Source organism: Halobacillus sp. AWH4_228, from assembly GCF_056158365.1.
This window is the reverse complement of the sequence record NZ_JBSWTE010000001.1, coordinates 2,733,266-2,755,728: the sequence shown is the minus strand read 5'-3', so window position 1 is coordinate 2,755,728 and position 22,463 is coordinate 2,733,266. Positions and strand designations below refer to the sequence as shown.

Annotated in this window: 24 protein-coding genes and 1 pseudogene; 20 read left to right on the top strand and 5 right to left on the bottom strand. The window is 45.4% G+C overall.

Annotation, left to right across the window (positions count from 1 at the left end; translation table 11 throughout):
* Positions 1–52: 52 nt before the first annotated feature.
* The 5 genes from ACXADP_RS14240 (at position 53) to ACXADP_RS14220 (ending at position 4,202) form a co-directional block, all read left to right on the top strand.
* A complete protein-coding gene (locus tag ACXADP_RS14240; RefSeq protein WP_474971772.1) occupies positions 53–868 on the top strand; it encodes a helix-turn-helix domain-containing protein in 816 nt (271 codons plus the stop codon).
* Positions 869–993: 125 nt separating this feature from the next.
* Positions 994–1,506: an NADPH-dependent FMN reductase gene (locus tag ACXADP_RS14235; protein ID WP_474971771.1), complete on the top strand. Its 513-nt coding sequence runs from the start codon at positions 994–996 to the stop codon at positions 1,504–1,506.
* Between the two features lie 18 nt (positions 1,507–1,524).
* Positions 1,525–3,069, top strand: a complete 1,545-nt coding sequence (locus ACXADP_RS14230; RefSeq protein WP_474971770.1) for a GAF domain-containing sensor histidine kinase — start codon at positions 1,525–1,527, stop codon at positions 3,067–3,069.
* Positions 3,066–3,722 carry a response regulator gene (locus tag ACXADP_RS14225; protein ID WP_474971769.1) on the top strand — a complete coding sequence of 219 codons (657 nt, stop codon included), beginning with the start codon at positions 3,066–3,068 and terminating at the stop codon, positions 3,720–3,722. Before ACXADP_RS14230 ends, ACXADP_RS14225 begins: the two co-directional genes overlap by 4 nt.
* Positions 3,723–3,806: 84 nt before the next feature.
* Positions 3,807–4,202: a VOC family protein gene (locus ACXADP_RS14220; protein ID WP_474971768.1), complete on the top strand. Its 396-nt coding sequence runs from the start codon at positions 3,807–3,809 to the stop codon at positions 4,200–4,202.
* Between the two features lie 47 nt (positions 4,203–4,249).
* On the opposite strand, the gene ACXADP_RS14215 is transcribed toward ACXADP_RS14220, so the two are convergent.
* Genes ACXADP_RS14215 through ACXADP_RS14205 form a run of 3 tightly spaced genes read right to left on the bottom strand, consistent with a single transcriptional unit; the run spans position 4,250 to position 8,003 of the window.
* Positions 4,250–5,341 carry a GerAB/ArcD/ProY family transporter gene (locus tag ACXADP_RS14215; protein WP_474971767.1) on the bottom strand — a complete coding sequence of 364 codons (1,092 nt, stop codon included), beginning with the start codon at positions 5,339–5,341 and terminating at the stop codon, positions 4,250–4,252.
* A 13-nt stretch (positions 5,342–5,354) separates the two neighbouring features.
* Positions 5,355–6,536: a Ger(x)C family spore germination protein gene (locus ACXADP_RS14210; protein ID WP_474971766.1), complete on the bottom strand. Its 1,182-nt coding sequence runs from the start codon at positions 6,534–6,536 to the stop codon at positions 5,355–5,357.
* An 18-nt stretch (positions 6,537–6,554) separates the two neighbouring features.
* Positions 6,555–8,003, bottom strand: a complete 1,449-nt coding sequence (locus tag ACXADP_RS14205; protein WP_474971765.1) for a spore germination protein — start codon at positions 8,001–8,003, stop codon at positions 6,555–6,557.
* Between the two features lie 87 nt (positions 8,004–8,090).
* Here ACXADP_RS14205 and ACXADP_RS14200 point away from each other — a divergent pair, with 87 nt between their 5' ends.
* The 4 genes from ACXADP_RS14200 to ACXADP_RS14185 all read left to right on the top strand — a co-directional run bounded on the left by ACXADP_RS14200 (position 8,091) and on the right by ACXADP_RS14185 (position 10,086).
* Entirely contained in the window at positions 8,091–8,597 is a 507-nt protein-coding gene (locus ACXADP_RS14200; RefSeq protein WP_474971764.1) for a GNAT family N-acetyltransferase, read from the top strand.
* 159 nt (positions 8,598–8,756) lie between these two features.
* A complete protein-coding gene (locus tag ACXADP_RS14195; RefSeq protein WP_027953680.1) occupies positions 8,757–8,945 on the top strand; it encodes a helix-turn-helix transcriptional regulator in 189 nt (62 codons plus the stop codon).
* A 21-nt stretch (positions 8,946–8,966) separates the two neighbouring features.
* A complete protein-coding gene (locus ACXADP_RS14190; protein ID WP_474968001.1) occupies positions 8,967–9,284 on the top strand; it encodes a hypothetical protein in 318 nt (105 codons plus the stop codon).
* Between the two features lie 481 nt (positions 9,285–9,765).
* Complete coding sequence (locus ACXADP_RS14185) at positions 9,766–10,086, top strand: hypothetical protein (RefSeq protein ID WP_474968002.1); 321 nt, start codon at positions 9,766–9,768, stop codon at positions 10,084–10,086.
* A gap of 150 nt (positions 10,087–10,236) precedes the next feature.
* Here the strand turns inward: ACXADP_RS14185 and ACXADP_RS14180 are convergent, their stop codons facing one another.
* Positions 10,237–11,313, bottom strand: coding sequence for a mechanosensitive ion channel family protein (locus ACXADP_RS14180; protein WP_474971763.1), 1,077 nt, complete (start codon positions 11,311–11,313; stop codon positions 10,237–10,239).
* Positions 11,314–11,481: 168 nt separating this feature from the next.
* On the opposite strand from ACXADP_RS14180, the gene ACXADP_RS14175 reads away from it, so the two are divergent.
* Positions 11,482–13,911, top strand: coding sequence for an EAL domain-containing protein (locus tag ACXADP_RS14175; RefSeq protein ID WP_474972319.1), 2,430 nt, complete (start codon positions 11,482–11,484; stop codon positions 13,909–13,911).
* 63 nt (positions 13,912–13,974) lie between these two features.
* Here ACXADP_RS14175 and ACXADP_RS14170 read toward each other — a convergent pair whose 3' ends face one another.
* A complete protein-coding gene (locus ACXADP_RS14170) occupies positions 13,975–14,640 on the bottom strand; it encodes a type 1 glutamine amidotransferase domain-containing protein (RefSeq protein WP_027953684.1) in 666 nt (221 codons plus the stop codon).
* A 144-nt stretch (positions 14,641–14,784) separates the two neighbouring features.
* On the opposite strand from ACXADP_RS14170, the pseudogene ACXADP_RS14165 reads away from it, so the two are divergent.
* From ACXADP_RS14165 to ACXADP_RS14120, 10 genes and pseudogenes are all read left to right on the top strand, one after another.
* Positions 14,785–15,285, top strand: a pseudogene (locus ACXADP_RS14165) (GrpB family protein).
* A 142-nt stretch (positions 15,286–15,427) separates the two neighbouring features.
* Positions 15,428–16,903 carry a D-alanyl-D-alanine carboxypeptidase/D-alanyl-D-alanine endopeptidase gene (gene dacB, locus ACXADP_RS14160; protein ID WP_474971762.1) on the top strand — a complete coding sequence of 492 codons (1,476 nt, stop codon included), beginning with the start codon at positions 15,428–15,430 and terminating at the stop codon, positions 16,901–16,903.
* Positions 16,904–17,085: 182 nt separating this feature from the next.
* Positions 17,086–17,775, top strand: coding sequence for a VOC family protein (locus ACXADP_RS14155; protein ID WP_474971761.1), 690 nt, complete (start codon positions 17,086–17,088; stop codon positions 17,773–17,775).
* A complete protein-coding gene (locus ACXADP_RS14150) occupies positions 17,776–18,048 on the top strand; it encodes a hypothetical protein (protein ID WP_206931909.1) in 273 nt (90 codons plus the stop codon).
* Between the two features lie 69 nt (positions 18,049–18,117).
* Complete coding sequence (locus ACXADP_RS14145) at positions 18,118–18,345, top strand: hypothetical protein (RefSeq protein ID WP_474968008.1); 228 nt, start codon at positions 18,118–18,120, stop codon at positions 18,343–18,345.
* A gap of 144 nt (positions 18,346–18,489) precedes the next feature.
* On the top strand, positions 18,490–18,837 hold the full coding sequence (locus ACXADP_RS14140; protein WP_474968009.1) for a DUF4260 domain-containing protein: 348 nt from the start codon (positions 18,490–18,492) through the stop codon (positions 18,835–18,837).
* Positions 18,838–18,847: 10 nt separating this feature from the next.
* Positions 18,848–19,366 (top strand): GNAT family N-acetyltransferase, encoded by a 519-nt coding sequence (locus ACXADP_RS14135; RefSeq protein ID WP_474971760.1) that lies wholly within the window; start codon positions 18,848–18,850, stop codon positions 19,364–19,366.
* Between the two features lie 188 nt (positions 19,367–19,554).
* Positions 19,555–20,046 (top strand): hypothetical protein, encoded by a 492-nt coding sequence (locus tag ACXADP_RS14130; RefSeq protein WP_474971759.1) that lies wholly within the window; start codon positions 19,555–19,557, stop codon positions 20,044–20,046.
* 656 nt (positions 20,047–20,702) lie between these two features.
* Positions 20,703–21,341: a hypothetical protein gene (locus ACXADP_RS14125; protein ID WP_474971758.1), complete on the top strand. Its 639-nt coding sequence runs from the start codon at positions 20,703–20,705 to the stop codon at positions 21,339–21,341.
* A 429-nt stretch (positions 21,342–21,770) separates the two neighbouring features.
* Positions 21,771–22,427 (top strand): Type 1 glutamine amidotransferase-like domain-containing protein, encoded by a 657-nt coding sequence (locus ACXADP_RS14120; RefSeq protein ID WP_474971757.1) that lies wholly within the window; start codon positions 21,771–21,773, stop codon positions 22,425–22,427.
* Positions 22,428–22,463: the final 36 nt, after the last annotated feature.

Below are 22,463 nucleotides of genomic sequence, written 5' to 3'. Positions count from 1 at the left end.
GCGGTTCTTGCGGTTATATCAGCAAATCTTGCTCAATAAAGGAAGATGCAGCATGGAAATGAGGCTCGATCTCGAGCATACCGGAGTGTTACTATTCGATTTACAGCAGGGGGAGGCGGATGAAGCGCACCCTCACGACCATTACCAGATCAGTATTCCCATGTCCCGGAGCATCGCCGTCCGCCATAACGGTACGCATCTGCATCTGGATGCGGAAAAAGCACTGATTGTGCCTCCTGGTGATGTCCATCAGCATGAAGCTTCAGGGGGAGGGATGATTATGCTGATCAGCTTTAACGAGACTGTTGTCCGGAAGGTCCTGGAGGGGCGGCTTGGACAAAGTGTCTCCCCCGTAGATTTTTCAGCACTCCAGACCGTTCCCGCTGCAGTCGTGAAGGAAGCAGAAAAACAGATGCAGACAGCGGCTTTTCAAGGAATCGATCAGGTACTGTCCAACGAGGAAGCTTTTACAGAAACCATCCTCACCCATATAGAGGGCTCTCACACAAACTTATGGCAGCAGGCAGCAGCCGATCATCTTCACAGTCCAGAAGGGATTGCTGCCCAGGTACAGGCCTTTGTAAATGAACATTTCAGGGAGGATCTGACGCTGGATGTGATCGCCTTTCAAATGAATATGAGCAAATACCATCTTCACCGGGTGTTCGTGAAACAGACGGGTCGGACGCCAAGAGCGTACATTCATGGGATCCGGCTGGAGGAAGCGGCAAGACAGCTGATGAATCCGGGACGTGATATTATGACAACGGCCTTTGATGTGGGGTATCAGTCCCTCAGTACGTTTTCCAGGGCCTTTAAAGCCCGTTTTGGTGTAACGGCAAAGGTGTATGCCGATCAACATCGGTGAAGGGGAGCTGTTCTTTTTCAATGGCGAACGAACGTTTTCCGTCCAAAGTTGTAGAAAAAGTTCCGTCATTTCCCGGAGTCCGATTTTTCCTTTCAGAGATAAGATAAGAGCAAGGAGGAATCGAAATGAACATAACAGTGATTAGTGGAACACCAAGAAAGCAGGGACGGACAAGGCAGGCAGCCACAAAGGTGGCGGAGAAGCTTCAGGCTTCGCTGATTGATTTGAGTGAAGAGCAGCTGCCTTTATTTGATGGTACAAAACAGCAGGAGCATCACCCGGCTGTCATGAAATTCAAAAAAACCGCAGCGGAAACGGAGGCGTTTGTCTGGGTATCGCCGGAATATCATAACGGGATGAGCGGAGCCTTGAAAAACGCACTCGAATTTCTGGATGGTTCGCATTTCAAAGGGAAACCAACCCTTCTGTTTTCTGTCTGTGGCGGAGGAAAAGGCGGTATAAATGCGGTCAACCAGATGAGGACGGTCGGCCGGGGCCTGTATGCCATGATACTTCCGCAGCAGATGGTCTTCGATCCGGAGGATTTCGATGCGGAGGGCGGATTAAAGAAAGGAACGGAGGACCGGCTGGACAGCGTCCTTGCTGAGTTTCACCAATCCTTTCCTGTAACAAACTGATGGAAACGGAGGAAAAGGATGCGTGCGTTTGACCGTGTGGAAGAATTAACAATCATGAAAGGGATCGCGGAAACTTTGAATCTTTGTAACGACATGCATGAAATGCTCCAGGCTGTCCTTGAGAAGCTGTTGGAGCTGACCCATTTGGAAGCGGGCTGGATCTTTCTCGTTGATGAGGAGCCGCATTATACGCTGATCGCCGATTACGGTCTGCCGCCGGCGCTTTCCAGAGAGGAAAAAGCGCCGATGTGTTCGGGTGACTGCCACTGCCTGCACCGCTATTGGAACAACAAACTGACAGAGCCGGTCAATATCATTGAATGCAAGCGGATTACAGAAGCTGTGAAAAACAAACGTGGAGACACGGAGGGAATCTCCCACCATGCAACGATTCCCCTTGGCGACGGGACGGAATTCTTCGGGATATTGAATATCGCAGCCCCTTATAAGGAACATTTTTCAGAGGAAGAACTGACCTTGATGCAGTCCGTCGCCTATCAGATCGGAACCGCCATCAAGCGGACGAGGCTGTATCATGAGGAACAGAAAAGAGCAGAGCTTTATGAAAAGCTGAATAAGGTGGTTCGTTCCATCAACAAGGAAGAAGACATCCCTGGCATATGTCAGACCACAGTCACGAAAGGAATGGCTCATTTTGGCTGGCAGGCGGCAGCCATGTACGTGAAGAACAACCATGTGTACATAAAACAAGCGTCAAGCGGCGGGGAATTTTCGGAAGAGATTAAGCAGGTTCCAGAAAAAAACGGAGAATCAGAGGCCATCCATCACATCACAATGAAGGACGAGACCGTTGGGCTGCTTCATACGGTCTCAGGCAGCAGACAGCCTTTTCAGCGCAGAGATACTGAAGTCCAACAGGCCCTCGTCCGGAACATGGCTCTTGCAGCTGAGAGCCTGAACCTTCAGAAAGAACGCCGGGAGCTTTTGCTGCATGAAGAAAGGAAGCGCCTTGCCAGAGATCTGCACGATTCAGTCAATCAAAAGCTTTTTTCCCTTTCTTTAACTGCCCGTGGAGTAAAAGAAATGATTCCAGATGACCGGCAGGACCTCCGGGAGATGCTGGAGGACATGCTGCTGCTTTCTCAGGAGTCCCAGAAGGAAATGCGGTCGCTGATCTGGCAGCTCCGTCCGGTCGGGATTGAAGAAGGGTTGAGTGCAGCTTTGAAAAAATATGCCGTCCATCTCGGCATCACGCTGGATATCGATATGGAGCAGGTCCCGGACTGGTCGGGGAATGCGGAGGAGACATTATGGCGGATCGGCCAGGAAGCCCTTAATAATATCAAGAAACACACCAACGAGACGAGCGCTGCCGTCCACTTTTATGAAACAAAAACAGGGGCAGGTATGGTGCTATCCGATTGTGGTCCTGGAATCGATGATCATGAAGATGCTGAGGCCCGCACCCTTGGATTGACAAGTATGAAAGAGCGGGCCGAACTGGCCGGCGGTTCGTTTTCCATTCAAAGTGTGAAGGGACGGGGGACAGAAGTACGAGTATTTCTCCCTCATAAGGGAAACCGAAAGGAGCGGATGGAATGAGTATACGGGTGATGCTCGTCGATGATCATTTAATCGTTCTGCGCGGACTGAAGTTCTTTTTGAATACCCAGCAGGATATCGAAGTGGTGGGAGAAGCGGAAAATGGCCGGACGGCATTGGAAAAAATGGAGGAGTGTTCTCCTGATGTCATCCTGATGGATTTGATGATGCCGGTGATGGATGGGGTAGAGGCGTCTAAGGAGATTCTTCAACGGTATCCAGAATCGAAAATCGTCGTTCTGACCAGTTATTCCGATCAGGACCACGTTATCCCCGCCCTTCAGGCAGGTGCGTCCGGATATCAGCTGAAGGACGTAGACCCGGATGAGCTCGTCCGGACCATCCGCGCCGCTCACCGAGGTGAAAAACTGCTCCACCCGAAAGCGACCCAGCTGCTTTTAACGGAAATGAACCAGAATCAAACAGGACGGGCTCCTGATGCTCCGTTCAAGCTGACGAAACGGGAAAAAGATGTACTCTATCAAATTACCCTTGGAAAGAGCAATAAGGAAATAGCTGCTGCTTTGTTCATCACAGAGAAAACGGTGAAAACGCATGTGAGTCATCTATTAAGCAAGCTCGACGTCCATGACCGCACCCAGGCGGCCATCTATGCGATGAAGGAAAAAATGTTCGAAGAATCCAGCAGCTGATTCAACGGTTCTCGTTGGAAAGGAGGAATCTTCTTTTTGGAGTCGAATGTAAATAAATAGCATATCCAAAAGGAGGAGAAGCCTTTGAGCCGTCTGGTACATTTTGAAATTCATGTGGATGATATGGAGAGGGCGAAGGAATTTTACAGCCGTGTCTTTGGCTGGACGTACGAGGATTACAGTGAATATGCAGGGATGCCTTATTTCGGAGCTGTGACCGGGGATGCTTCTACTCCGGGCATCAACGGGGCACTTATGCAGCGTCAGGGACCGGCCCCTGAAAAAGGGCAGGCAGTCAACAGCTTTGTCTGTACGATGAGTGTCGAGAATTTCGACCGCACCGAAGCTTTGATCAAAGAGCAGGGGGGCACCGTCGCTATGCCGAAATATGCACTGCCTGGTATGGCCTGGCAGGGATATTTCCATGACACGGAGGGCAACCTTATCGGCATTCACGAATCGGACGAAAAAGCGCAGTGAAAAAAGCCCGCCCTTATGTACCAATAAGGGCGGGCTTTCTTCCTGCATTATTTCCGGCGTTTTAGGATTAAAACGAAGGCGGTAAGGATGGGGATCCCGAATTGGAAGGGAATATGAAGGGCATAAGGGACGACCTTCAGTCCGATCTGCAAGTGCTGGATCAGGTTTTCAGAAGCAATCATCGACATGACGCCAATCAGTAAGATGAGAACAAAGCTGTGCCAGAGCTTTGTTTTTTTCATAGGAAACGATTCCTTGAAAAGGCTGAAGGCTGCATAGGCAAAGATAAATACTTTGATAAATACGCCGCTCAGAAGTAAAAGAGTGGTGAAAATCTCAAGGTGTTCAATAAAGGAAAAATAAGTGACAAGCTCCATCGCCTTAGCAAAAGGAAAGAAATACTGTTCTGCCATCGGTGCATGCAGGATGCCGATGACAAGCTCCATCGTGATGATAATGATAAAGCCAGCTGCTGAAATAGGGACCCAGGCGTAGCGTTTCACTGTTTCTTTATTTTTTACCAAGGAAAACAGAACGGTGAATACGATCAACTCTCCATAGGGAAAGCTGATACCCGTAGGGAAAATCATGGAGAGCAGGACAGACCAATCCTGATCGAATAACGGAAGCAGGTAGATGGGATCGAATTCTTCGGATAAGAACCCAAGGCCCCATAACATAACCAAAAGCATTATCGTAAAGAAAACAAGAATTTCTGCACTACGGGCGACAGCTTCGATCCCTAAGACCGTCGAGTAACCGATGACCATCAGAAACGGGATCATAATGACCCACGGGGGAGTGTCCTGAAAAATAATGTGCGTCACGAAAAAGGAAAAGTCTGTGGTTACGCGGCCGGCAATATAGAGAAAGTACAAGCTGTAGAACAGAATGATTACTTTGGCTGTTGTTTTTCCGTACGCTTGGGTTAAGATTCCACCGAGATTCTGCCACCCTCTTTTTTCAGAGAGGTACATATAAAAATAGAACATGAAAGTACCGGCGGCCATCTCAAAGAGTACAGCAAATCCACTATCCTGCAGCGCTGTGAAGTTCAAGCCTACAATAATGGTGGTTCCTGTCAGGAATAAAAGCATGAGTGAGAAAAACTGAGTGGGGGTAATGATTGTCCGTTCCATGTTATCGTCCTCATCATAAAGGTAATTTAGAGGTTTTCCCTATTTTAGTAAGCGAAACCTGAACATCGATCGTTACAGGGACCTTTGAAAGGTCTTCGTTTTTCTCCTTCTTCATCTTTTTCCAATAGGCAGGTGAATGGCGGTACAAGTGATCTTTTAAACCGAGAAAGTCTGCCCCCTCTTCCTCTTGTTTTTGAACCATGACTGTCAGTTCTTTTTTTATCGTTTCTTCTAGCCATTCCTCAAGCTTTTGAATACCCCGCTGCCCATTCATTTCCTCTTTACACCCGTATTCCTCTACATAAGCTTTCACGTGAACCTGTATGTTGAAGGACAATGGATCTACAGATGCTTTCGTTGAAGCATTGGTGTTTGTAGTTCTGATGGTCATATAATGATTGTCTTCCCTGCACGGGAAGGTGAGGCTTTCTTTTTGATTCACTCCCCTCAGTAAGGCCAGCAGGCGGCTCTCTTCAGAGGTGAAGTAGGTTTTCAGCCTCCCGTTCGATAATAAGGCCAGCCCGGTCAGCGAAAAGTAGGCCGCCGGCGTGAATCTCTCCGTGCTGGCTTTGGAGAGCCCTTCCATTCTATCGCCTTTCAGTTCCAGGTAGGGGATAACGATGTCACTTGTTTTGTCCTCCAAGAGGCTTTTGATACGTTCAGCAGATATGTCTTGAAACGTACCCCACCGCTGTTCTGAATGACTCAGCAATTTTCTTATATGGCTGCTGGTTACTTTATCGTCCGCCGGGAACATTTGAAACACGAATTCGGGCGATGATCCCCTGGCAATCACCATTTGGATGTTTCCCGGAATTTCAGGAGCGCGGACCAAATAGTCAAGAACAGGATCCACCCCTTCCTCTTTGACCATCTGCTCTCCCAGGACAACGATTTGAAGCGTTTCCGTGAATATGCGTTTGGAAATATCGTTTCTTAAGGCTGCTATGGCATCAGCAATGGTCACACCAGTGGCTGTATAGGTTTTCCCGCCAATTTCACCGGAGGATTCTTTAGCATTGGCTTCCGGGTTATATAATTGGAGGGTAACTGAATAAATGCCTTGTTCTTTTTCGATGCCCATTCCAGTGACAAGCGAAAGCGTGTGCAGCCGTGTGGTTTGAATAGAACTGATGAAAAGGGCTCCCATGAAAATGAGAAGGATCAGTAGAAGCCTCAAACGGATTTGTTTCATGCGTACGTCCCTCCACCATCAACGTTTTGAGGATGGATCCTCTTCTTTCGTAAAATTCACTTCTGTCGGGTTAAGTTCAGGCATGGCTTCCCTGATGATGGTATCTTTTTGATCTTTCCACGTAAAAGGGGCGATCGGTGAAAGATAAGGAACTTGGAAACTTTTCAGGGAACATAAATGGATAAGCAGCATTAAAGTAGCCAGAGCCAATCCATACAGCCCGAGAAGGGCGCTGATTAAGATTAGGCTGAGACGTAAAAAACGTGTCGCATAGTTCAGTGCGGCTACCGGGACGATACTCGATAATATAAACGATCCACTTAGAACGACGAGGGTGATCGGCTGAATCAATTGGGCTTCAACGGCCGACTGTCCGAATACAATCGCTCCAAATATTGAAATCGTAAGGACAACACTCTGCGGCAGCCGGTTGGAGCCTTCATAAATGGCATCTATCAGCCAGTTGACAATCACCACTTCCAAAAACGTAGGCAGAGGGACCACCTGCCTCTGAGCCATGAATCCGACAAGGAGGTTATCCGGCAGTATTCCTGCATGAAATGTAGTAAAGGCAACATAAAGAGCAGGAATATAAAGCGACAGCCAAAAAAACAAGATACGGAGCGGCCGGAGGAGGGGATTGAAGCGGCTTTGAATATAATAATCCTCGGCTGTATGAAAAAACTGCACCAATTCTGCAGGGGCAATCAGTGCATAGGGAGAACCATCCACGAGGATGCACACTCTTCCCCCAATGATCTGCGCTGCGGCTGCGTCAGGTCTTTCGGTGTTGATGATTAATGGGAAAATTGATTTGGATTCTTTTGTCAGGTACTCTGATATGAAGTTCGAGTCCAAGATATAATCCATGGATACGTGGGAGAGTTTTTCCCTGACGTCCTTCAGAATCGCTTCATCCACCTTGGATTCAATGTACACAAGGGAAACAGACGTTTGAGTGATGCTTCCATACGTTTCAGTTTCGACACGCAGCATCGGATTTTTCACAATGCTTCTCACCAGTGCCACATTACTTTTTCTACTCTCGTTAAATCCGATATCCGGCCCCTCGACCGCCCGCTGCCCTTTAGGAGTAGTAAGAGCGCGTTCTTTCCACTTAGCAGTATCTGCCGCAATCACCTGGTCACGATCCTTAAGCAGAATAAGGGTCCATCCATTGATCAGCTTGTCCTTATAGGAGGAAAAGGGGACAACTTCCACACCTGCCGTTTCCAATGCTTTTTCTATATCCAAATCCCCTGTTTTCCTGTTTCGATTTCGTTCATCCAACAGAGGATGCAGGATATGTTTTTCAATCACCGACGTATCTACAATCCCGTCTATGTATACCAGCACTCCACTGATCGAAAAACGTGGATGTTGAAAAGGTCGGATATTAATATCTGAGCTGTTCCCAAACGACTGTTGTATTTCAGATAGGCGTCCATCTTCTGTATAATCTTTCATAAGCATCCCCTTCATCCGTAACCTGCCCATAAGTGGAAAATTCATGAATGGAAAAACTGTAATAGTGAATATAAGAGGAGGGGTTTCATGTGGTCTACAAAGCGTATTCAATTTCTATCCTATAGAAAAGAGGATTTCTCTTTCCTGTTTGGAATGCTGTCAGATTCTGAAATGATGAATTATATCGGTGATGGGGGAGTGAAAACAAAACAGGAAGCCCGTGAATTCCTGCATTGGATTCATACACATGAGGAATCAGATCCTGATCTCGGACTAAAGGTTCTGATCGAAAAGGAGAGCGGAGAGCGTATCGGGCATGCCGGCTTGGTACCCCAACAGGTTGACGGAAAAGAAGAGGTGGAAATCGGTTATTGGATCATCAACGAGTTCCAAGGACGGGGATATGCAAAGGAAGCGGCTGGATTATTGCTGAGCTATGGCAGGAAGCACAGGAGTGAGAAAAGGTATATCTCCCTTATACAGCCGGGCAATACAGCATCCGCACATATCGCCCGTTCGATCGGCATGCATAAGTCTAAAGAGATGTTTATGAAAGAGGGAGAGGTAGACGTGTATATGATCACTATAAAATAAAGGAGAGAACCAGTCTCCTTTTTATAATGTCAATACTCGCTCTACTTAGATATAGTATAACTACACTGTCAAAAGTATTTGACATTATGATTGGGTTTTATTACCATTTAAGTGTAAAATACTTTTGACAGTCAGCTGAAGAAAAAAGGTGGGAACGATTTGAAAAACAAGATTAAGCCGTTAAGAGAAAAGCTTGGGGTTTCCCAGGGAAGACTTGCCGATCTGTGTAATGTCAGCCGTCAAACGATCAATGCGATAGAAAATAACAAGTATGACCCCACCTTGAAACTGGCATTTAATATCGCAAAACAGCTAGGAACCACTGTTGATCAGGTATTTAAACCATAACCGTAGAAGGGGACGTGTAAGATGAGTGTATTTTTAACAAACTTAGTTATTCCGTTTATCTGGCTTGGTATTGTTGGGGTGTTGTCCGGCAGTCGAGAATTTATCTTCAAGCCTAAAGAAGATGAACGAAAACAGTGGATTAAACAAAAAGCAGTGATACAAAGCTGGTCAACAATCATTCTGTTCATGCTTGCAAATTTTCTCTTTGAATTCTTTAATGTGGGAGATCCCCGCTTGGAGGGCATAAAAACAAATTATCCTGAGTTGTTTTATTTAACGATATTATTCCTGAGTTATTGTGTATTTTATTTTATCAACAGCAGGAAGGTAAGTGCATAGAAGTCTGCCGGCAACGAACGATGTATTTAAATGAGGTGATTTTATAAAAAACATCATTGAATTTTTGTCCAGCTTTTTATTTGTTACAGGATGGTTCATCACAGCTGCTGCTGTCTGTTACCTCATTCCAGCCCTGATTCTAGGAGGATCTTTCCTGCTCCTCTCTATTTCGACTATTTTATTGGGAATGCTCTTCGTTTGGGCTTCTAAACAGGTATAGATAATGATCGACACTTACATAAGGTTGAGGAACAAAAGGCTGATGCCGAACAAACCATTTACCGCAAATCCATCAATCCCACCCGATAATCTCACTCCAGAAAAAAATGACTGGCGACAGATACATCAAGGATTGATCACGGTGACTATGCTGGATTTTTATCCGCTGATCTATCAGTGGAAATAACAGCAATATGAGGAAAGAGCCCACATTGGTTTAGTAATTCAAATACATAGGTTTGACTCAAAGGGGGGGCGTTTCGTGAAGGGAATCGTTAGAGCAATAGATGGGAATATCGAGCAAGTGGATAAAAGAATGGACAACCTCTTAACTTTTATCGGGATCTTTGTAGTATTTATCGTTTCTAAAGTGTTTGATACGTCACTGATTTTCTTCATGTTCCTTATTATGGGTTTACTCTTCCTAAGGCTGGTCTGGGATATCATTCACTTAAATTTAAGAGAACAAAAGCGTTACAGGCAGACGTTGAGTATCGCTGTGATGTTCCTGTTTTTGGCCGTTATTATATGGTTTGTTGTAAGGATACTACTGCCTTACCCATTGGGAATTCTTTATTCATGAAGAAAAAAGGGTATCAGCTTGGTCCGTGTTTAACGACTCTCATCATAACGATGACGCTTATTCAATAATTGATGTGATAGAGGAGAGATGTTGTTCCAGATGTTGTTATATCCTTCCCATTAGATGAAAACGACAAAGAAGGGCGCCTGGTTAAGGCTGCCCTTCCTTTTCGTTAAACCACCCAGCTGCGTTCGATTTAATATGTAAATCGCGCTGGGGAAATGGAATTTCAATATCTTCACGGCTGAACGCTGCGTAAATGCTGAAGTTCAGCTCACTTTTGATCGGGATCAAATCCTCCGGTTTAGATATCCAGACGAACAGCTCAAAGTCGAGCGAGGAATCGCCAAAGCCTTTAAAGTTTACGAAAGGCTTCGGATCATTGAGGACATACGCATTCGCTTCGTGAGCGTCCGCGGCTACCTGAAGAAGAGCGGCCTTCACTTTTTCTACATCTGAACCATAGGCGACACCAACTGGAATGGTTAACCGAAGGCGTGGGTCGGAAAAGGAACGGTTGACTACTTTTTCTTCTAGAAAATACGAGTTCGGAATGATGATGTGCTCATTTTCTAACGTGCGTACGATCGTCGCCCGCATGCTGATCCGCTGGACATCACCAACCACATCATCAATGAGGACCCGGTCTCCTACTTTGATCGGCCGTTCGAAAAGAAGAATCAGTCCGGAAATAAAGTTGGAGGCAATGTTCTGCATCCCGAAACCAATCCCGACGCCGAGCACTCCGGCAAAAACGGCAAGGGCGCTGAGATCAATACCGACCGTTGTCAAACTGATATAAAACGCAATCACCATGATGATATAATGAATGACGCGTTCCATAGTGAAACGGGTGCCTTTATCCAGTTGATGCCGGTCATAAAAGAACGGAAAGATGTACCTGTTCAAAATCCGGGAAATCCGGAAGGCGAACGTCAGAATCAGAAGCGCTACGATAATGAGAAAAAGGGTGACATCCACACTTTCTATAGGGATGAGCTCGTAGAACAGCCATTTGGAATCGGCAAAATAAAAAATGATAAAGACGAGAATCCCGTTGTAGGAAAACCAGTTGATTAAAGATAGAAAAGCTTTTTCTGCCCGTGGACGGCTTGAAAACAGACGTTTCACAAGTCCTGTTAATATCCATCGAAGCAGGATAACGGCGGTTAGGAAAAGGATGACGGCTAAAATATCCTCCCACGACCAACTTCTCCAAGAGTCCAAAAAACCACCTCACTTGTCACGTGTGTTTGTTCATCCTACTATGTCTTTTACCCTCCGTCAAAAAAGCTAAGCTCAGGCGTGATTCTTTTCCAGAATTCTCTCTAATTTGACATCCGGCCGCCGATATAAGAAAGAGCTAAAAAGAAGAGAGGGAAAAGACGAGTGGAAATGACAGGTTCCTATCATACATGGTTTGTAATTTTATCGATTGTTGCAGCTGTGGCGGCATCATTTGCTTCGTTGACGATGGTGGAACGGTTGAAGAAAGCTTCCGGCCTGACGAAGTGGAAATGGATAGCAGCTGGAGCGCTTACGCTGGGCGGCGGCATCTGGTCGATGCACTTTGTAGCGATGCTCGCCTATGACATGGGCATGCCGGTCCGGTATGATTCATGGCTTTTGACGTTGAGCATCCTTTCCTCAGCGGGAGCCAGTTTTCTAGCTTTTTATTTAATGAGCCGTGGATTGAAAAAGCGGATCGACGCAGCGGTCGGTTCGATTGTAATCGGCCTCGGCATCATTTCGATGCATTATATCGGCATGGAAGCGATGATCATGGAAGCCGCGATCCAGTATGATGCGCAGCTTGTTGCCGCTTCGGCAGCCATTGCTTTCGCGGCTTCTTTTACCGCTTTGATTGTATTGAAGAGTTTTATGAATTACCCAAGAAGGATGAAGCGTTTTAAAATAGGAGCCTCCTTGGTGCTCGGGGCCGGGATCAGCGGAATGCATTATACCGGAATGGCATCAGCAAGCTTTTATCATGTGGAAACGTCCGCTCATACCGATCCTTTTATAGACCCGACGCCGCTCGGATACATCGTGACGTTCGGAGTGTTTGTGTTAATCGGACTGTTTATTTTAGTGAACCGGTACGATACGAAAATGGAAGAGCACAGCGATCATATCCTTTTCATGGATACCCTGTACCAGACCATTGTGGAATCGGCGAACGATGCCGTAATCACCATGAACCAGGAAGGAAAGATTCTCGCCTGGAACCAGGCAGCTGTCGATACCTTCGGGTTCAGCCAGAAGGAAGCGGTCGGTCAGCTTATCAATATCGTCGTTCCGCCTTCGTTTTATGAAGCACACCCTGAAGGGGCAGCTCTGTTTTTGAAAAATGGAGCAGCGCGTGTGATTGGACAGACGGTGGAACTCGAGGGAATGCATGCCACAGGAAGGGTATTCCCCTTGGAGTTATCCTTATCCTCGACCTCCAACGACGAGCAGACGTATTATACCGGAATCATCCGTGATATATCGGAGCGGGTTCAACAGCAGGAGCGGATCAATGAGCTCGTGTATAAAGATGAACTGACCCATCTTCCGAACCGGAGAATGCTGAACGATCACTTGGAGACCGTGCTCATGCAGGCGCACAAAAACAACGAGGAAGCCGGCGTCTTGTTCTTGGATCTGGATCGATTTAAACAAATCAATGATGTGTATGGACACAAGACAGGGGATGCCTTGCTGAAGCAGGTAACAGAGAGGCTGCAGGCTGGATTGGGGGACAACGATTTTGCTGCCCGGCAGAGCGGGGATGAGTTTATTCTGGTGTTGAGAGAAACAAGTTCCTATAAAGCCGGCATGGCTGCCAGTCAGCTGCTTGATGCTCTGCGTGAGCCTTTTTTCATTGATGAGGTGGAACTGTTCGTGACGCCGTCGATCGGAATCAGTCTTTATCCGGAGGACGGCCTGGAGGCGGATGATCTTATTAAATTTGCCGATACGGCGATGTATCAGGCAAAACAGGAGGGCGGCAACCAGTATCAATTCTTTACGATGGAGATTAATGAAATGATTTCCAGGAAAATGATGCTGGAAACCGGTCTGAGAAAAGCGGCCGGACACGGGGAGATCGAGATTTACTATCAACCTCAGGTCGTTATTGGTACGGGGGATGTGAAGAGCTTCGAAGCGCTCGTTCGTTGGAATCACCGTGAACTGGGACTTGTTTCTCCTCTGGATTTCATTCCACTTGCCGAGGAGACGAAGCTGATCATTCCACTGGGGAAATGGATTTTAAAAAAAGCCTGTACTCAGTTCAAAACATGGCTTGACGAAGGGCATGAGCTTTGCCATATCTCTGTCAACATTTCAGCCGTCCAGTTCAACGATCCAGGATTTGTGGATTCCGTTAAAGAGATCCTGGACGAAACCGGTCTGGATCCGAAGTACCTGGATCTCGAGTTGACGGAGAGTGTCGTACAAAATCCGCAAACAGCGATTCCTTTTATGCATGAGCTGAAAGCGATGGGGATCAAAATTTCCCTCGATGATTTCGGGACCGGATATTCCTCCTTGAATTATTTGAAGGACTTCCCGCTTGATACCCTTAAAATTGATAAATCGTTCATTCAGACGATCCACAAAAGTTCCAAAGACAGGGCTGTTGTAGATACGATTATTCATATGGCTCTCAATTTGAACTTGAACGTCATCGCAGAAGGTGTAGAAACGCCGTCCCAGCTGGATTACTTGATTTCAAGGAAATGCCACCAGTACCAGGGATACCTGTGCAGTGCTCCGGTGCCGCATGACCAGATTTCCACCCGGTTTTTTCAGCCGATGAAAGGAGCACCCCTGACATAAAATAAGGCTGTCGAGAACGATCCCGACAGCCTGGAACTCTCTTTCCTTTTGGAAAGGGGGTTTTTAGTTTTCTTTTAAAGCTTCAACCATTTTCTCCGCAGCTTTTTCACTGGACATCGGGTTCTGGCCGGTTACCAGATTACCATCGCGGACCGCGTAGGCGCTCCAGTCATCCCCTTTGGAAAATTCGCCGCCTTTGTTACGCAGTTCTGTTTCCAGCATGAATGGCATATGCACATCCAGCCCCATGCCGATTTCTTCGGAGTCCGTGAATCCGGTCACTTTTTTGCCGCTTACAATCGGAGTGCCGTTTTCATACGTCGCATGGACGAGACCACTTGGTCCGTGACAGACCGAACCGATAACGTTGTTCTGCTCCGCGTGCTGCTGCAGGACATACTGAAGCGTTTCGTTTTCCGGGAAGTCGAACATTGTCCCGTGTCCGCCTGGAAGGAAAATACCGTCAAATCCATTGGCATCTTCTTTGGAAAGCTTGGCTGTATCCTTCAGCTGTGCTTGAGCTTCCGCCCATTCTTTCACTTCTTCTTCAGGAATACTGTTGGGATCCAGTGGAACTTCGCCACCCTGGATGCTTGTTACTTTTACCTCATAGCCCTGCTCTTTGAAGGCATTATAAGGAACAGCATACTCCTCAAGCCACAGGCCTGTTTTATGATCATCTGTGATTTTAGTGTGATTGGTTACGACCATTAGAACTTTTTTGCTCATGATGGTACCTCCTAAATAAGTGATGTTACACGATAAGTTATACACGATGAAGGACAGGAACGAAAATAGTTTGCTCAAACGGGACACATTTACTCATCTGCTATACTTGAATGTGGATAATGAGGAAAATAAAGGGGGGGTCGGATGAGGAAGGTGGAGGTTGTCCCTTATGACACGGGCTGGTCATTTTTATTTCAACAGGAAAAGCGGATATTGGAAAAGATCTTTGGATCAGCGCTCGTCGATGTTCATCACATCGGCAGTACAGCAGTTCCCGGACTTGCGGCCAAGCCGGTGATTGATATACTTCCTGTCGTCAGTGATTTGTAAGCGGTCGATGCAATGGAGGAGGCAGGATATGAAGCGAAAGGTGAGAACGGATTGCCCGGCCGTCGTTTTTTTCAAAAAGGAGGACAGGATAGAACCCACCATGTGCACGTATTTGAAGTGGAAAGTCCTGAAATAGAGTGTCATCTCGTGTTCCGTGATTATCTTCGGACGCATGACGCGGAGCGGAACGCTTATGCGCGGTTGATAAAGCAGCTGGCGCAGGCCCACCGTTTTAATATCGACGCGTACATCGAGGGAAAGGGCGGGTTAGTCCAACAACTCCAACAAGACGCATGGGACTGGTCACGCAGCTGAGAGGATAGATAGGTTGATACTCTATCCAAAGAACTGCTTCCTTGGGGCTGTTTTGTGGAAAATTTCTGTTAATTATTATAATATTCTGTAATTTTTGGTAAGGTGTAGAAGACCCCATATTGGAGGAGGAAGACGTATACATATGCGGAAATTATCCAATGCTGCAGTCCTGACGTTGACGAGTCTTGTTTTGTTTTTTCCTTTTCAGCCTGTCCAGACAGAAGTAACGGCTTCTTTGGAACATGAAGAATTGGTGGATCAACTCAACCTTCTATTAAGTGATGAGAAGCTGGACGGAGCGTTGAGCGGTGTGAGTGTCCGCTCAGCCGACACGGGGGAGGTCTTATATGAACATGATGCCCATGACCGGTTGAAGCCGGCCTCCAACATGAAACTGCTGACGGGAGCGGCTGCGATGGATACGCTTGGCCCCCGCTACACGTTTGATACGGAAGTGTATTCAGAAGGGAAAATAAGAGGAGGTCAGCTTCACGGGGACCTTTACCTAAAGGGCAAAGGAGATCCGACCCTTCTCTATGAGGATTTTCAGGAGCTTGCCCAACAAGTTAAGGACCAAGGGATCAGGGCAGTCAAAGGAAGCCTGGTTGCGGATGACACATGGTACGATGATATCCGTTTGTCTGAGGACATTTCCTGGAATGATGAATCCCGTTATTATGCTTCTCAGATTTCTGCCCTTACAGCTGCGCCTAATGAAGATTACGATGCAGGAACGGTGATCGTCGCTGCCTATCCAGCGGCGGAGGAAGGGGAAGAGGCCGTTGTCGAAGTGACACCGGAAACAGACCACGTAAAAATCATCAATCAAACGAAGACGGTTGCTGAAGATGGAGAGAAAGATGTCACGATTGAACGGAAACACGGAACAAACGAGATTATTGTGGAAGGGACTCTTCCACTTGAAGGCAGCCGGTCCCGCTCCTGGGTGGCGGTCGATGAGCCGTCTGGACTTGCGCTCGACCTTTTCCAAAGGGCGTTGGAGGAAGCCGGCATAAAGGTGAAAGGAAAGATGACGTACGCGGAAACGCCGGAGAAATCCGACCTTGTTGCATCTCATACATCGATGCCGCTTGAAGACTTGTTCATCCCATTCATGAAGCTGAGTAATAACGGACACGCTGAGGTGTTAATCAAGGAAATGGGGCGGACCGTTTACGATGAGGGCAGCTGGGATAAAGGGTTGGATGTCGTAGAAGAGTATGTGCAGACGATTGATGTGGATGCAGATACGATGCGCCTGCGGGACGGGTCAGGCATGTCGCATGTCAATATGGTTCCGGCCGATGAAATCTCAGAACTCTTATATAAAGTTCGCCAGGAACCGTGGTATGACGCGTTCTACACATCCCTTCCCGTGGCAGGAAAGGAAGAACGTTTTGTTGGGGGTACATTGAGGAATCGGATGCAGGACACAGCGGCTGAAGGGAATGTCCATGCCAAGACAGGTTCCTTGACTGGTGTGACCTCGCTTTCCGGCTATGTTACGACGAAAGACGGGGAGGAGTTGATTTTCTCCATCCTTTTGAATAACTATTTAGGTTCCGTTCAGGAGATTGAGGATGAGCTCGCAGTAACTCTTGCTGAATATGAGGGATAAGATACCAAAAAGGCGGCCGGGAAAGTTTCCGGCCGCCTTTTTGATTGTTGTGGCAGACAGAAAATGATTGCAGCGGGTCTTGATCTCCATCGAAAGACGTAGAAAACATCGGTCTGTCCCCTGATGTGATTCCTTTCCCCTCTCTTTACCATGAAGGTACCGCTGTGAAGGAGGAATGAGAAATGTTTATTGAAAAAGTCATGCTGGATACACGGCCGCTCAAGGATATGAAACATTTTTACGAAGAGGTCCTCGGTTTTAAGGAGAGAGAATCGGGAGAAGGTCAGCTGACCATTGAAGCTGGGAGAAGCACCATCACTTTTCTAAAAGTAGAGGAAGGACATCCTTTTTATCTTTTCGCCTTTGATATCCCGGCAGACCAGTTTCAGGAGGCGAAAGAGTGGGTGAAGGCCCGTACCCCGCTCCTAAAAGAAGAGGATCAGGATGAGGCGGCCTTCCAGCATCTTCAGGCCCGTGCCTTTTCCTTTCAGGATCCCGCCGGTAATATTGTCGAGTGTATCGCAAGGCGTACGGCTCCAAAGAGTGATGGACAGCCGTTCTCCATAGAGAGCCTGCAGAAGGTCAATGAAATGAGCTTTGTGGCGGTGGACGCCGGGCAGGGGGCTGAAGTTCTTGAACGGTTGAATCTCATCGAAAGAGAAAAGCGCCCAATCCGGCCGCACCTCCTGAATTTTATAGGGGAAAAGGAAGACGAAAGCTTTCTTTTGCTCCTCGAACCGGGTAGAAAGTGGCTGTTTTCTGATCAGATGGCGGAGGTTTATCCTGTAACGGTTCTCCTAAAGGGGAGAGGGACCGCGTACGTGGGTGAGGGCGGTCTCGTTTCTGTCGAAGAGTGGGAGGGGGGTGTGTAAATGGAGAAGATGCTGGGTTTGTGGCTGGATGAAAAGGGCAGGTACGGGATTGCTAAAATGACTCATCCGGTCTTTGGTGTTTCCTACCATCCGCTCCGCTTTGCAGGTCATGGAACGTATACCATTATCAACCAGCTGTGGTATACGACGTATAACGGAGCGAGGCAGTATTTCCGTCAATTCACAAACAATGATTTTGCATCAGGACGGATGAGGAAAGCAGGTCATGGGAATGTGCAGGTGAATAATGGAAGCATCCGATTTCCTGCCTGATTTTTGAAACGTTTCTCCTTGTTGACCGTACTAGAGGTGAACGGCTCAGCAGAGAGAGGGAGGAATGACTTGTTTACAGCTGAACGCATACGTCTGCGGAAAGTAGAGGAAAAAGCCCCACCCATCTACCATCAATGGAGAAATGATATGGAAGTAATGAAGACGACCCAGCCCCACCTCGATGTCCCCACCTATGAAAGCACCGAACAATTCATCAAGAGGATCACCACCTCAGACACATCGAATAGTTACAGGATTGAAGAACTAGAAACATCAGAGGAAAGTCTGTGCGTTTAATAAATGCGCCGTCCGATTGTATGAGCATACAGGTTTTACAACAGAGGGGCGTCTGAAGGAAGAGCTTTTCCGAAACGGATCGTGGCACGACCTGCTTGTCATGGCCCCTTTTCAAACCGATCACCTAAAAAGGAGTGGAACCCAGTGCCCAAAACATGGATTCATCTGGAAGGATTACTCGTCCTCATTATGTCGTCTTATTTTTACACAACGACCGGCTATTCGCTCTGGCTGTTTCTTCTTCTCCTTCTTGCACCTGATGTATTCATGCTCGGCTATATCATAAATGCCAAGGCGGGAGCCGTCCTATACAATATCGGCCACACCTATGTAGTGCCGGGACTTGTTCTCCTCACCGGTCTATATTACCAGTGGGGGCTTGTAACCGCGCTGGCGCTGATCTGGACGGCTCATATCGGGATGGATCGGACCATCGGCTACGGTTTAAAGTATGGCACAGATTTCAAACATACCCACCAGCAGAGAATATAGGAGGGAAACGATGATTATAGTCAGAAATGCTGTTATGAGTGATGCTCCCGGCATCCGGGAGGTCTGTATCAAAGGGAATCAGGACACGTACGCAGCGATTTACAGCAAAGAATACTTACAGACCGTCATCGATGAATTTTATAACCTGGCCCGCATCCAAAAAGAGATTGTTCCTGCAGGGAGAGACTGGAGCGGCTACATAACCGCTCTTGAACAGGACAGGATTGTTGGTGCAATTGGCGGCGGGATGATCGATCAGAAGGCCGGCGAAATCTATGTCCTTTATCTAGATCCGGATTACAGAGGCCGGGGGATCGGTACGAAGCTGCTGGAAGCCTTGACGAAGCAGCAGAAGGATCTTTATGGAGCGGAAGAACAATGGGCTTCGGTTCAGAAAGGCAATGATAAGGGCATTCCTTTTTACGAAGCCAGAGGTTTTGTTTTTCAAAAGGAACAGCCGGGTTATGGGGAGAGTAAGGAAGCATCTTCTTACATTTCTCTCCGTTACAGGCGGAGACTGCTGCCTTGAATAAAAGGCTTCGTTTAAGTTTGGTGTTGATATTTATCTCGATACTGAGTCTTTAGCTAATGGGCAGGTTAGTGGAAGACTCAGTTTCGAGATATTAGAGTAATTTGATGGCAAAAGTAAAGTTGAGCTTATGGGGATTTTTTGAAATAATTGGTGCTAGTTGGGGCTTTAAAGAACAGGGGATGTAAATGAGAAAAGTAAAAGTTTATTTGGTTATTATGGTTAGCATATTTTTAATAGGATGTACGGAGGAAAGGCCTTTTGAAGAGCAATTCAAAGAGATAATGAATGATAAAAATAACACTTACAACCTGTTTCACCACGAATTGAATGTTCTTGAAGAAGGTGATGCTTTTGCCTTCTTTAAGGGAGAAGGAAAGGTCTGGACCTCTTACTTTGAAAAGATAGACAAAAAATTAATACGTAGGTCAGGACATGGTTTAAACTGCAGTACTCCTGTTAATTGGACAGTGAATCAAGGACGAATCGTATCTGGGTTAGTCTGTGATAGCAGTATTTCAAAAGTTATTGTAAATGGAGACCAAGCAAACTTTATTGAAATAGATGATGGCAGAAGGTATTGGTATCATGTTATTCCTACATATAAGGAAGTTAGAGACATTAAAGTGAAAACTGTAAATAGAGATGGGACTGAAAAATTCGTTGGAAATACTCAATGACCCTTATTAAAGATAAGGGGGCGATTGCTTAAAAGAGTACTCCCCCTTAATTTCACTTGCATAGTGGTTCTGATGAATATAAATTATAAATTTAAAAAGCGAACAAAGTTTAATCAGGGAGGGGTTTTGTGCAGAAGTTAAACTGGAAACATATGAGTTGGAGTTTGCTTTTATGTATTTTTATACCATATTTCATACCTAGTAATTATTCTAATGAAGGGATAGGCAACCATAATTTTGGATTTCCATTAAAGTATATAACGATACACCAGAAAGAACCTTACAGTGTCTGGCTTTTTGATAACTTATTTAGCGGAAATGATGGAATGGCCATTAATCCTGCGACTTTTCTGTTAAATGTACTTATCCTTTATTTAATAATTAGATTCGCGGTAAATATAGTGAAGAAGAGAAAAGACGTTAATTTAAATGTCCAATAACAAACACTATAGTATTAAATATTGTTTTTGGTGTGATTTTATACTACATAATTTGGGAGTTATCTCAGTTTCAAGTCTTATAAAAACGGGGGCTTATCTATAAAAGATAGGTCCTTTATTGTTATCCAGAAAATAATTGAGAAAAATTCGTTTTTTTGGAATAATTAGTGTTGTCTAAAACTATATAATTAATTCTTATAAAATTTGGGAGTGTTTGTGTTGGCTGTAGTAGGTATCTTAGGGATGACACATGATGAAGAAATGCAGAAGAAGTATAATTACACCTTATCTCTGGTCGAGGAGTTAATTACGGAATTTAATCCTGATGTGATTTGCGGGGAAGTACATCCGGAAAGTTGGAAACTTTATTTAAATGAAGGTGAACCTTTTGGAATCTTGGGAGAAACGCAAAATGAATATCCTGATTTGATTTATCCATTATGTGAAGAGCGGGGCATTGAATTCGTCCCAATAAATTGGTTTGAAGAGGATGTCTTCGAAGAAGAACCGTTTGATAAATTCGATTACGAAACTAGGGAAAAGTTAGAGAATGAATTAAGTCAATGGAATGATAATCAACTTTCCACTTGGGATAACGGTAATATCCCCTTGAACTCACATGATTACGATACTATAACTAACGATATGTACACGTGGCTACATACTATTAATCCCGATGTTCAGAATATCGTGTGGAACTCCAGGCATTATATTATGCTTGCTAGGGTGAAGAATACAATTGAAGAGTATCCAGATAAGAGAATTCTTTGTATTCATGGTGCTGATCATAATTATTGGTATCATCAATCACTAAAGAAAATTGATGATATTGAGTTAGTATACCCATTGAGGTAATTTAAGGTTTAAGCACTTTGTATGATTTAGCATTGAGTTATCTTGAAACTGAGTCTTCAAGAATAGGCGGCGATTGTTGAGAAGAGTGCTAATTCTATAAGCATAGCCATATTTAGCTTTTTTACTAACTGATCATTTATTTAATATTTGAAATTTGGATGGCTTGGATTTAGCACAACAGTTTTTACACCTGCCTATGGAATTAAGAGGAATGTTAAACAAAGCAGCACCTTATATCCTTAGAGGTAATGAGGCATAACAAAAGTAATTAAGCTTGAATTCGAGCCTTCCTTTATCGTCGGCTTTCGCGGTATACAGAAAGCGCTTATTATTTTTTCTGAAATAACATTCAGAATAATATGTTGGTGACAAAAAAATAGAATGTAACTCAGAAATTAATGTTACATAAATTTTGCTATGGGGGTACTTATGAAAACTCACTATTATTTAGGTTGGTTTAGAAACTATTTCCCAGAAAATCTTGGGAGGGTTTTACAGGAGGATATAACTGATAGAAAATCCATGGTTATGATTAGCTCGAATCCATCTAATTATGAAGATGATGGGGCTACTGAACGTTCATGGCTCGATCAATCAGGCATTCTGTTTGATGAATATCATTTAATTAATTATCGTGTCCAGAAAGAAAATGCCCACACGTTAATTCGCAATGCATCAGTTATTTTCTTGTTGGGTGGCAATATTCTTAAACAAAATGTTTTTTTGATGGAATATGAATTGTCGGATTGTATTAAAAAAAGCAGCGCAGTTGTGATGGGGGCAAGTGCTGGTGCAATCAACATGTCCGCTAAATGGTTATGCTCAAAAAACTTTGGAGACCAAGTTGAAGTAAGCGCTGTTCACGAAGGAATCGGCCTTGACGAGTTTTCTGTCTTATCTCATTTTGATCTAGAAAATAACATGGAGCTTGTTCAAAGAGAACTGTCTCCCTTGTCAGAAGAAATAAATATTTATGCCTCGAACAAAGATTGCGTTGTTCGTACAAAGGGAGACAAAATTGACATTATTGGCGATGTATATTTAATGTCTCAATCAAAAATTGAGAAATTGACTGAGACGATCTAGTTATTATGAGTGGCTAAAAACGCAAATGTATTACAT

What these genes read in the sequence shown, in the direction of transcription:
- ACXADP_RS14240 (WP_474971772.1), top strand. Translation starts at nt 53, where the DNA reads ATGGAAATGAGGCTCGATCTCGAGCATACCGGAGTGTTACTATTCGAT.
- ACXADP_RS14235 (WP_474971771.1), top strand. Translation starts at nt 994, where the DNA reads ATGAACATAACAGTGATTAGTGGAACACCAAGAAAGCAGGGACGGACA.
- ACXADP_RS14230 (WP_474971770.1), top strand. Translation starts at nt 1,525, where the DNA reads ATGCGTGCGTTTGACCGTGTGGAAGAATTAACAATCATGAAAGGGATC.
- ACXADP_RS14225 (WP_474971769.1), top strand. Translation starts at nt 3,066, where the DNA reads ATGAGTATACGGGTGATGCTCGTCGATGATCATTTAATCGTTCTGCGC.
- ACXADP_RS14215 (WP_474971767.1), bottom strand. Translation starts at nt 5,341, where the DNA reads ATGGAACGGACAATCATTACCCCCACTCAGTTTTTCTCACTCATGCTT.
- ACXADP_RS14210 (WP_474971766.1), bottom strand. Translation starts at nt 6,536, where the DNA reads ATGAAACAAATCCGTTTGAGGCTTCTACTGATCCTTCTCATTTTCATG.
- ACXADP_RS14205 (WP_474971765.1), bottom strand. Translation starts at nt 8,003, where the DNA reads ATGAAAGATTATACAGAAGATGGACGCCTATCTGAAATACAACAGTCG.
- ACXADP_RS14200 (WP_474971764.1), top strand. Translation starts at nt 8,091, where the DNA reads ATGTGGTCTACAAAGCGTATTCAATTTCTATCCTATAGAAAAGAGGAT.
- ACXADP_RS14190 (WP_474968001.1), top strand. Translation starts at nt 8,967, where the DNA reads ATGAGTGTATTTTTAACAAACTTAGTTATTCCGTTTATCTGGCTTGGT.
- ACXADP_RS14175 (WP_474972319.1), top strand. Translation starts at nt 11,482, where the DNA reads ATGACAGGTTCCTATCATACATGGTTTGTAATTTTATCGATTGTTGCA.
- ACXADP_RS14170 (WP_027953684.1), bottom strand. Translation starts at nt 14,640, where the DNA reads ATGAGCAAAAAAGTTCTAATGGTCGTAACCAATCACACTAAAATCACA.
- dacB (WP_474971762.1), top strand. Translation starts at nt 15,428, where the DNA reads ATGCGGAAATTATCCAATGCTGCAGTCCTGACGTTGACGAGTCTTGTT.
- ACXADP_RS14155 (WP_474971761.1), top strand. Translation starts at nt 17,086, where the DNA reads ATGTTTATTGAAAAAGTCATGCTGGATACACGGCCGCTCAAGGATATG.
- ACXADP_RS14150 (WP_206931909.1), top strand. Translation starts at nt 17,776, where the DNA reads ATGGAGAAGATGCTGGGTTTGTGGCTGGATGAAAAGGGCAGGTACGGG.
- ACXADP_RS14135 (WP_474971760.1), top strand. Translation starts at nt 18,848, where the DNA reads ATGATTATAGTCAGAAATGCTGTTATGAGTGATGCTCCCGGCATCCGG.
- ACXADP_RS14130 (WP_474971759.1), top strand. Translation starts at nt 19,555, where the DNA reads ATGAGAAAAGTAAAAGTTTATTTGGTTATTATGGTTAGCATATTTTTA.
- ACXADP_RS14120 (WP_474971757.1), top strand. Translation starts at nt 21,771, where the DNA reads ATGAAAACTCACTATTATTTAGGTTGGTTTAGAAACTATTTCCCAGAA.